This window comes from Arthrobacter sp. 05N428_2, assembly GCF_056397065.1.
In genome coordinates this window covers 23,554-33,355 of the sequence record NZ_JBFTMR010000028.1, presented here as the reverse complement: position 1 = coordinate 33,355, position 9,802 = coordinate 23,554, and the positions used below count along the sequence as shown (strand labels likewise).

Below are 9,802 nucleotides of genomic sequence, written 5' to 3'. Positions count from 1 at the left end.
GCGACCAGGCACTCAATCCCCGCCTCGGCCAGTAACCGGGCCAACCCGAATCCGGTTGGACCTGCCTCATAAACAACGAGGGCAGGACCAGGCAACCCGGAAACCCACTCTGCGACCCCGGCATCGTTGGCGGCCAGGCTCTGCCTCAGCATCTCGCCCGTATCCCGGTCGATCGCACAGCCTTTAACGCTGCGTGCATGGACATCCAAACCGACGTAAGTACGCTTGTTCATGGCTGGAACCTCCAGACGTTCAAATGTGGCGCTGCCAGTCCACACCCCCGCGCCTACGTGCGGAAAGACCCGGACCGGCAACCCACGAATCGCTTTGAACCCGAGGTTCCAGTCCCACCGTCAGGACCGGGCGCCGCCACACTTCATATCGTCTAGCCCATACCGGGGCTGCCCCCGTCCGCAAACTCCGGACGGGGCAGCCACAGCGGCATCAACGGCTGAACGGCAAAGGGGTCAGTGCCCCCGGGCGATCCATTCCGCAAGCTGCGGCGCTTCGGCGCCGACCGTCGTCGAATCCCCGTGCCCGGTGCGCACCACCGTGTCCGTCGGCAGCGTGAGCAGCCTGTTCTTGATGGACTCGATGATGGTGGGGAAGTCGCTGAAGGAGCGTCCGGTGGCCCCGGGTCCGCCCTGGAACAGCGTGTCGCCGGTGAAGACGGTGCCCTCGTCGGCGAGGTAGAAGCTCACCGAGCCGGGGGAATGGCCGGGCGTGTGGAGCGCCACCAGCCGCGCGCCGGCGACGTCGAAGGTGTCACCGTCGGCGATGCCGTGGTCCGGCTCGGTTCCCGGGAAGACCCGGTCCCAGAGCATCCAGTCGTCCCGGTGCAGGTAGACCGGCGCGTTCACCAGGCGGCGGAATTCGCCCACCGCGGCGATGTGGTCGTCGTGGCCGTGGGTGAGCAGGATGGCTGCGACTTTCCGGCCGGCGACGGCGGCCGCGATGGCGGCGGCGTCGTGGGCCGGATCGATCACCAGGCATTCCTCGTCATTGCCGACGATCCAGACGTTGTTGTCCACGTCCCAGGTGCCGCCGTCGAGCGAAAACGTACCCGAGGTGACGAGCTGCTCGACCCGCAGGCCGGTGGCGGGGGTGCCGCTCACAGCTCGACCACGGAACGGAGCACGGCGCCCGAGTGCATCTTCTCGAAGGCTGCCTCGATGTCGTTGATCGTGATGCGCTCCGTCACGAAGGCGTCCAGGTCCAGCCGGCCCTGCCGGTAGAGGTCGATCAGCATGGGGAAGTCGCGGGACGGCAGGCAGTCGCCGTACCAGGAGGATTTAAGCGAACCTCCCCGGCCGAAGACATCCAGCAGCGGCAGCTCCAGGGTCATGTCGGGGCTCGGGACACCGACCAGAACTACGGTGCCAGCCAGGTCGCGGGCGTAGAACGCCTGCTTGTAGGTCTCGGGCCGTCCGACGGCGTCGATCACGACGTCGGCGCCGAAGCCGCCGGTCAGCTCGCGGATCGCCTCAACCGGGTCGACGGCGGAGGAATCCACCGTGTGGGCGGCGCCCAGTTCCTTGGCCCGCTCGAGCTTGTTGGGGTCGATGTCCACGGCGATCACGGTGGTGGCGCCGGCGAGCGCGGCACCGGCCACTGCGGCCACGCCCACTCCGCCGCAGCCGATCACGGCGACGGAATCGCCGCGCTGCACGTTGCCGGTGTTGATGGCGGCACCGAGGCCGGCCATGACGCCGCAGCCGAGCAGGCCGACCGCGGCAGGGTCGGCGTCGGGGTCCACCTTGGTGCACTGCCCGGCGGCGACCAAGGTCTTCTCGGCAAAGGCGCCGATGCCCAGCGCCGCGGTCAGCTCCGTGCCGTCCTCCAACGTCATCTTCTGGGTGGCGTTGTGGGTGTTGAAGCAGTACTGCGGCTCGCCGCGGCGGCAGGCCCGGCACTCGCCGCAGACGGCACGCCAGTTCAGCACCACCCGGTCACCGGGGGCTACCTCGGTGACGTCGGGGCCGACGGCGCTGACGACGCCGGTGGCCTCGTGGCCGAGCAGGAACGGGAACTCGTCGTTGATGGCGCCCTGTTTGTAGTGCAGGTCGGTGTGGCAGACGCCGCAGGTGAGGATGTCCACCAGGGCCTCGCCGGGTCCGGGCTCCGGCACCAAGATGGTCTCCAGGGTGACGGGGGCGTTCTTGGACCGGACTACTGCGCCTTTGACTTTATGGACCATGAGGTGGGCTCCTTTCATCACCGCGTCCGTGGCAGGATGCGGCACGGCGCGGGTCCTGGGTGATCCGGGAGTCCGCGCCGTAGCTGGTGTGGTGGTGGTGTGTCCTGGGTGGTGCTCTGGTGGCCGGTGGGCCTTAGGCCGCGAGGCGGCTCTTGACCTCGGCCGCGGAGGGATTGGTGGCCGCGGTGCCGTCCGGGAACAGCACGGTGGGGACGGTGCGGTTGCCTCCGTTGAGCTGCTCCACGAGTTCGGCGGTGCCTTCGACTTCTTCGATGTTGACCTCCGTGTACCCGATGCCCTGTGCGTCCAGCTGCTTCTTGAGCCGGTTGCAGTAGCCGCACCAGGTGGTGGAAAACATGGTGATCGTGCCGGAATCGGGGGTAAAGTCCACGGAAATCTCCTCAAGCTGACGAAAGTCGGGTATCAGTTTCTACAACCGTAACCCGCCGGGCGCTATTCCCGCAGACCGTGTCCACGGGCGCTTCCCGCCGGCCCGGTGCCGGTGGCATGCTGGTGCCATGTGTGGACGCTACGTGATGGCCCGGGCCGTCGGGGACCTGCTGGCCGACTTCGACGCCGAACTGGAGGAAGAGCTCGTGATTCCGCCGTCCTGGAACGTCGCCCCCACCGCGGACGTGCCGATTCTCCTGGAGCGGCTGGTGGACGGGAACCCGGTGCGGCAGCTGCATCTTGCCCGCTGGGGGCTCGTGCCGTCGTGGGCCAAGGACACCGGCATCGGCTCGAAAATGATCAACGCCCGCAGCGAGAGCGTGCTGGAGAAGCCCGCCTTCCGCAAGGCCACCCGGTCCCGGCGCTGCGCGGTCCCCGCGGACGGCTACTACGAGTGGAAGGGCGAGGGCCGCGGCAAGCAGCCTTATTACGTACACCCCAAGGACGGCAGCCCCATCGTCTTCGCGGGGCTCTACGAATGGTGGAAGGACCCGTCGAAAGCAGAGGGTGACCCGGAACGCTGGTTGCTTTCGACCTCGATCCTGACCACCGACTCCCCGCCGGAGGGCTATGCGGACGGGATGCTGGCGGAACTGACGGCCCTGCATGACCGGGTCCCGCTGCCGATGGACCGCCGGACCATGGAGACCTGGCTTGATCCGCAGGCCGAGGACGCCGCGGTCCTGGTGGGGCTGGTCCGGGCCGGTGCGCACGACGTGGCCGAGAACTGGACGATTGACGCCGTCGGCACGGCGGTGGGAAACGTCAGGAACGACTCCCCGGAGCTGATCGAGCCGGTCGGCAGCCTGTTCTAGCGGGTGGCTCCGCAGGCACACGCTCACCGAAGGGTAGCGGATTGCTGCTTGGCTGCCGGTACCATTTCAATTTGTTTGTATCCGGTCCACCAAGGGGGCAATGGTGACAGTTATTAGTCGTGAGTCAGCTACCGCACTTTATCGGATAAGGCGGTCAGCTGGAGCTCTTCGGTGGATCATCTTGAGTACGGTTCTGGCTGTGCTCGGACTGATCAGCGTATGGGTGACCATCCCGGTATGGATAAGCACGGCGCTAGCGGCTGTTTCGTTTGCCTTGTTGTACTTGGAGGTTAGGGCCTACCGGCGATCAGTTGCATCGACGGTGTTTGTGCCTAGGATGAGCGATTCGTTCGAGGACGTCCTGCAGGCAACAAACAACCACGGCCGATTCACGTATCGAAAGTTTTCGCACGGTTCCTTTCTCTCTGACGGTCTGGTGAGCGCCGCAATCCATGACGGCCTTGAGGCCCGGGTGGACCCGGAACAATTCACGGTGCCCGCAGCCCTTAGGCCCCTGGGTCAGCGCTTTCTGGACGAAAAGATCAAGACCAAACACGTCTTTGACGGCCCCATCCTGGGGTGGAACTCAAACGTTGGCGTCGGGCAGGCCGTTTCGGACCTGCCACGCTGGATCGACTTCCAGCCAGCAACGTACTTCCAGCACATCGCCACTGACCAGCTTGCCCTCCACGACGTGAAGAAAAATGATCGGTTCATGGACGACCACGGGCGGCGACTTTTCATTACCCGGAGGGGGGTGCTCAGGGACTTCCGCGATTCATGGCTTGTGAACGTAGTAGGCACTTCCGTTATGGCATTTACGAGCGACGGCAAGCTCATCCTTGTGGATCAAGGTATTCATAACCTAAACAACGGCGGCCAGCTGGCTCCAAGTGGTTCCGGGGCGCTGGAACTACGGGATTTTCAGGGCAATCCTTCACTTCCCCTGTCCGAGCTGGCGGCCAACGGCGCCAACCGTGAGTTGCAGGAGGAAGCCGGGGTCCAAGCTGGTGAGATTCGGGAGAGTTTTTTCCTGGGATTCGGACGGTGGCTTGATAAGGCGGGGCGTCCCGAACTGATGACACTGAGTTTGCTCTCGGTTGACTCGCATGTTCTCGAGCAGCGGATTACGGAAAAGCTTGAGCGGCCATTTGTGAGGGGGCGTTCATTCACCAGACTTGTGGGGGAGCCTGGTGCATGGGGGTCGTCACCTGAAGCGATGCTCGATTCTCAATACCGGGGAAGGCTCTCCCTGCCACTTTCCGTGGGGCTGGCCCTCCTGAAGGAATTCGTCGCCAACGGTGGGCCGTCCGCAGAAGCGTTCGTGTCCCAAGTTATCGCGGGGGAATAGGAGCGAGTTCGCGTCCGGTCTTTCCCCCGGCCGGTCGGCAGCCTGTTCTAGCGGGTGGCCGGACCAGTACCTAGACGGTGACCTGGCCGCCGGCGTCGACCGTCCAGGTGGGGTTGAAGGCGATCTCCCAGCGGAAGCCGTCCGGGTCGGCGAAGTAGCCGGTGTAGCCGCCCCAGGGCTGGGTCTTCGGCGCCGCCACCACGACGGCGCCCGCGGCCTCCGCCCGGCGCATGACGCTCTCCACTTCCTCCGCGCTGCCGACGTTGTGGCTCAGGGTGATGCAGGGGACGCCGGCGGGGGCATCGGTTGCCGCCTCGGACTGCATCTGCGCGGCGTTCCAGAGCGAGAGGATGAGGCCGTGGTTTGCCTGCAGGAAGACCACCTCGCCGGGAACCTCGCGGTGGAGTGGCCAGCCGAGGCCATCAACGTAGAAACGGCGCGAGGCGTCAACGCTGCGGACGCCCAAGGAGATGAAGTCGACTCGTGGTTGCATCACGCGATCCTGTTATGCGCCTGGCCGCACGGCCCGGGGACGGCTGTCAGAGCGACTCCTCGACGGGCACGTTGGCCTGGTAGTCCCTGCCCTCGCAATCGCTGTACGCAGACATCAGATGGCCCTTGATCAGGCCCCGCACCGTGCTGATTGGAAAGGTCCCGGTGATGGTGTTGCCGGAGTGCTCCACGCCCTTGAGGTCGAAGTTCTCTTCCGTGCCGTCGTGGCTGAAGCAGAAAAAGGACACGGCCTCGCCGTTCATGAACTCGATTTCCATCCGGCGCTGGTGGGAGTGGTCCGGAGTGGCCGCCACGAGCCCCACCACATAGGCGCCGGAACTCGGGATATTCCCGTCGATAGCGAACGTCGCCACCAAAGTTGAATCCTTGGCGGCGACGGTTACGTGCTTCAGGAGTGCATTGTGGGAGCTCATGGCTCAATCCTGCTACCTGTGCCTGCGTCCGTCCACCCCCGATCTAGGTTTTGTCCCCGGCCCGTCGTAGACTTGAAGTGTTCGAAGATATATTCGAATACTTTTCGAAAGTCAGCAGCTGCCGGGAGGCGCCATGGGGATGTTCAGCGAGTCGGTGGACGTCGCCTGCACCCCGGAAGGCCAGCCGGAGTCCCTGGACTGGGCCGGGCGGCACTACGTCCTCTGCGCCGAGCCGGTCCGCTGGTTTGAGCGGCGCCAGTGGTGGGCGGAAGAACCGCGGGCGCCGCTGGGCAGCGGCCCGGGGCTGGTGGACCATGAAATCTGGCGCGTTCAGCTCCGGGATGACGGGAACCCGGACCGGACCCTCACCCTCGACCTGAGCCGGCACCTGGGCAGCGGACGCTGGCGGCTGCTGCGGATCCACGATGCCCTGCCACTACTCCGGAAGCCGGAGCCGGCATGAGCTTCACCCATCTGCACGTCTCCACCGCGTTCAGCGCCCACTACGGGGTGTCCTGGCCGGAGGAGTTGGCTGCTGCTGCCGCCGCGGACGGCGCCACGGCGCTCGGCTGCACGGACCGCGACGGGCTCTACGGCACAGTCAAGCACCTGAAGGCGTGCATGGCGGCAGGGCTGGACCCGGTCGTGGGGGTGGATCTCGCGGTCTTCGACGACGACGGCGACCTCCGTACCCGGCTCGGGGGACGCGTCGTCGTCCTGGCACACGGGCAGAACCGCGGCGCCGGGTACCGGGCCCTGTGCCGGCTGGTCTCCGACGCCCATGCCCGCACCTCGGGCAAGGCCGGGGGAGCGGTGCCCGTCGCCGTGACCCGGGCGGAGCTGGCCTCCCGCGCCCTGGATCCGCAGACCCTCAAGCCGGTGCTGACCGTGCTGATCGGCCCGGATTCCGACGTCGGCCGTGCCATGGGCGGCCGGCGCTACCTGCGGCCCCGGACGCTCTTCAAACGCTGGCTGGACGCCATGCCGCCGGGAACCCTCGTCGCCGAGGTCGTCTCGCAGCTCAGCCCGCCGGGCGAGCCGCTGAGCACGGCCCACGCGGTAAGGATGCTCAAGCTCGCCGCGGAACACGCAGTCCCGGCGGTCCTGAGCAACGCCGTTCGATACTGCGCCGAGGACGGCGCCGCGACGGCGGACGTGCTGGACTCGGCCCGGACGCTCAAATCCCTGCCCGAGCTCTCGGCCGCGCCGCTGCTGCAACCGAACGGGCAGGGCTGGCTGAAATCCTCCGCGCAGATGCTGCGGCTGGGCCAGGAGATCATGCACGCCGCCGGGTACGGCGCCGCCGATCTGAAGAGCCTGCTGGCACACACCGAGGCGCTCGCGGACCGCTGCCGGATGGATCCGGTCACGGACATGGGATGGAAGCAGCCGGTGGTGCCGGAGGCCGCGGTGATCGGGATTGCCGGGGATCCGCTGCTGGAGCTCACGCAGCGCTGCGAGGCGGGTATCACCCGGCGCTTCCCGGGCATCACCGGGAAGCCTGCCGCGGAGCTGCGCGCCCGGCTGGAACACGAACTGCGGATCATCGACAGCCTGGGCTTCGCCGCCTACTTCCTGACCGTCGCCGAGGTGTCCCGGATGATCCTGGACATGGGGGTCCGGGCCGCCGCCCGCGGCTCGGGCGCCTCCAGCCTGGTCAACTTCCTGATCGATGTCAGCCAGGTGAACCCGCTGCAGCACGACTTGATTTTCGAACGCTTCCTGTCCCGTGACCGCGCCACCCTCCCGGATATCGACATCGACGTCGAAAGCGCCGAACGGCACAACGTCTACCGGAAGATCTTTGAACGCTTCGGCTCCGAACGCGTCACGCTGATGAGCATGCAGAACGGGTACCGCGCCCGCGGCGCCGTCCGCGACGCCGGCCTGGCCCTGGGCATGGACGGCGGCGACATCGACGAGATCGCCAAGCAGCTCTGGCGGTTTTCGGCCCGGAACTTCCGCGAGGCCCTCGTGGAGAAACCGGAGTTGAAGGAATTCGCCGGCCGGGTGGAGCAACGGGACTTCAGCGAAAACCAGCAGCTTGACCTGCTCGTTGACCTGACCGAACGGTTGGACCGGCTGCCGCGCCATATCTCGATGCATCCCTGCGGGGTCATCCTGGGCGACGCGACGCTGCTGGACCGTACCCCGGTCCAGCCCAGCGGGCTCGGCCTGCCGATGAGCCAGTTCGACAAGCACGACATGGACCCGATGGGCATGCTCAAACTCGATGTCCTCGGCGTCCGGATGCAGTCCGCCATGGCCTTCGCGGTCCGGGAGGTGATCCGGCTGCACCCGTCCAAGGCCGAGGTGATGGCGGCCGGCCGGCACCCGGCAGGACCGGACGGCACCGGGCCCGATTACATCGCCGCGGACGGCCGCATCGACCTCAACGCCGTCCCGCTCGACGACGAACCCACCTACGAGCTGATCCGCAGCACCCACACCCTGGGCTGCTTCCAGATCGAGTCCCCGGGCCAGCGGGAACTGATCGGCAAGCTGGCACCCCGGGAATTCAACGACCTCATCATCGATATCTCGCTGTTCCGGCCCGGGCCGATGAAGTCGGACATGGTCCGGCCCTTCCTGGAGCACCGGCACGGCTTCGCGCCGGAGGTCTACCCGCACCCGGACCTGAAGCCGGTGCTCCAGGAGACCCACGGCGTGACCGTGTTCCATGAGCAGATCCTCAAGACCTTCGATGTGATGACCGGCTGCGGGCTGGCCCGGGCCGACGAATTCCGGCGGGCCCTCGGCAACGAGGTGCTGGAAGGCAAGGTGGAGGAATTCTTCCGCCGCGAGGCCCGCGCCCGGAACTACACGCCCGAGGTGGTGGACAAGGTCTGGGGAACCCTGAAGGCGTTCGGCAGCTTCGGCTTCTGCAAGGCGCACGGCGCCGCCTTTGCCGTGCCCACCTACCAGTCGGCGTGGCTCAAGACCCACCACCCCGAAGCCTTCCTGGCCGGACTCTGGGAACACGACCCCGGCATGTACCCCAAGCGGCTGCTGGTGGCCGAGGCCCGGCGGCTGGGGATTCCCATCCTGCCGCTGGATATCAACCGCAGCCAGGCCGAATACCGGGTGGAGCGGGTGGAAACCGGTCCGGACGGGGGCAGGCTGGGCATCCGGCTGAGCATCAACGGTATCTTCGGGCTTTCCGGCGCCGAGCTGAAACGGATCGTGGCCGGCCAGCCCTATGACTCCCTCGCGGACCTGCGGGCACGCTCCCGGATCAGCAAGCCGAGCATTCAGCGCCTGGCCCAGCTGGGCGCCTTCGACACGCTGCACCGTGCCGCCGGCGGAACCGCCAACCGGGCCGACCTGGTCCAGCACCTGCAACAGCTGCAGGGCCGGCCGCACCGCAAGGGCGTGGAGGTCATCGAGGGCCAGCTGGCGCTGCCGCTGGGCGACGTCGAACTCAAAAACCTGAAGGGCGGGCTCCCGGCCCCCACGCTGGTGGAAAACGTCCGGGCCGAACTGGACCTGTTGGCGGTGGATGTCAGCGGGCACCTGATGGAAAGCCACCGGCCCCTGCTGGACCGGCTGGGCGTCACCACGGCGGACAAGCTGCTGGGACTGCGCAACGGCACCGAGGTGCTGGTGGCCGGGGTGCGGGTGGCCACCCAAACCCCGCCGATGCGCGGCGGCCGCCGGGTGGTGTTCATCAGCATCGACGACGGTACCGGCTGCGTGGACTCGGTCTTCTTCCATGAGGCCCAGGAACAGTCAGGGCCCCTGCTGTTCGGCACCCGGCTGCTGCTGATCCGGGGAACCACCCGGCGGACCGGGCCGCGGGGCATCAGCATCAGCGCCTCCCTGGCCTGGGACCTCAGCCGAACGGAGACCCTGCCCTTCCCTGCGACTGCCCCCGGCGGGCCCGGCGGCCCGGAAGTGCCGGCGTCGCCGGAACCCGCCGTGCCCGGCCCGCTGGACGGGATCGGGCGGAACCTGGCCATCACCGGGCTGGGAGGCTGACCGCCGGCCGGCCGCGTTGGTTGGCCCATCCTGAACCCGATAGCATGGACGAGGCTGGCTGTGGTCCCCGTACGCCACAAGCTAC

General features: G+C 67.1%; 9 protein-coding genes and 1 pseudogene. 4 read left to right on the top strand and 6 right to left on the bottom strand.

Annotation, left to right across the window (positions count from 1 at the left end):
- The 4 genes and pseudogenes from AC1DGI_RS17905 to AC1DGI_RS17890 form a co-directional block, all read right to left on the bottom strand.
- Positions 1–233: pseudogene (locus tag AC1DGI_RS17905) on the bottom strand (IS110 family RNA-guided transposase); the annotation flags it as partial.
- Positions 234–467: 234 nt separating this feature from the next.
- On the bottom strand, positions 468–1,115 hold the full coding sequence (locus AC1DGI_RS17900) for an MBL fold metallo-hydrolase (protein WP_476899793.1): 648 nt from the start codon (positions 1,113–1,115) through the stop codon (positions 468–470).
- Positions 1,112–2,197: an S-(hydroxymethyl)mycothiol dehydrogenase gene (locus tag AC1DGI_RS17895; protein WP_476899792.1), complete on the bottom strand. Its 1,086-nt coding sequence runs from the start codon at positions 2,195–2,197 to the stop codon at positions 1,112–1,114. Before AC1DGI_RS17895 ends, AC1DGI_RS17900 begins: the two co-directional genes overlap by 4 nt.
- Positions 2,198–2,330: 133 nt before the next feature.
- A complete protein-coding gene (locus AC1DGI_RS17890) occupies positions 2,331–2,588 on the bottom strand; it encodes a mycoredoxin (RefSeq protein ID WP_354236521.1) in 258 nt (85 codons plus the stop codon).
- A gap of 127 nt (positions 2,589–2,715) precedes the next feature.
- Here AC1DGI_RS17890 and AC1DGI_RS17885 point away from each other — a divergent pair, with 127 nt between their 5' ends.
- Together AC1DGI_RS17885 and AC1DGI_RS17880 are read left to right on the top strand one after the other, a co-directional pair.
- Positions 2,716–3,462 (top strand): SOS response-associated peptidase, encoded by a 747-nt coding sequence (locus AC1DGI_RS17885; RefSeq protein WP_476899791.1) that lies wholly within the window; start codon positions 2,716–2,718, stop codon positions 3,460–3,462.
- Positions 3,463–3,661: 199 nt separating this feature from the next.
- Positions 3,662–4,813 carry a hypothetical protein gene (locus AC1DGI_RS17880; RefSeq protein WP_476899790.1) on the top strand — a complete coding sequence of 384 codons (1,152 nt, stop codon included), beginning with the start codon at positions 3,662–3,664 and terminating at the stop codon, positions 4,811–4,813.
- Between the two features lie 70 nt (positions 4,814–4,883).
- Here the strand turns inward: AC1DGI_RS17880 and AC1DGI_RS17875 are convergent, their stop codons facing one another.
- Together AC1DGI_RS17875 and AC1DGI_RS17870 are read right to left on the bottom strand one after the other, a co-directional pair.
- Complete coding sequence (locus AC1DGI_RS17875; protein ID WP_476899789.1) at positions 4,884–5,306, bottom strand: VOC family protein; 423 nt, start codon at positions 5,304–5,306, stop codon at positions 4,884–4,886.
- A 46-nt stretch (positions 5,307–5,352) separates the two neighbouring features.
- The gene (locus tag AC1DGI_RS17870; protein ID WP_441402904.1) at positions 5,353–5,739 is read right to left on the bottom strand and encodes a hypothetical protein; all 387 of its coding nucleotides are present in this window, start codon (positions 5,737–5,739) and stop codon (positions 5,353–5,355) included.
- Positions 5,740–5,872: 133 nt separating this feature from the next.
- On the opposite strand from AC1DGI_RS17870, the gene AC1DGI_RS17865 reads away from it, so the two are divergent.
- Positions 5,873–6,202, top strand: coding sequence for a DUF6504 family protein (locus AC1DGI_RS17865; RefSeq protein ID WP_441402903.1), 330 nt, complete (start codon positions 5,873–5,875; stop codon positions 6,200–6,202).
- On the top strand, positions 6,199–9,717 hold the full coding sequence (locus tag AC1DGI_RS17860) for a DNA polymerase III subunit alpha (protein ID WP_476899788.1): 3,519 nt from the start codon (positions 6,199–6,201) through the stop codon (positions 9,715–9,717). Before AC1DGI_RS17865 ends, AC1DGI_RS17860 begins: the two co-directional genes overlap by 4 nt.
- Positions 9,718–9,802: the final 85 nt, after the last annotated feature.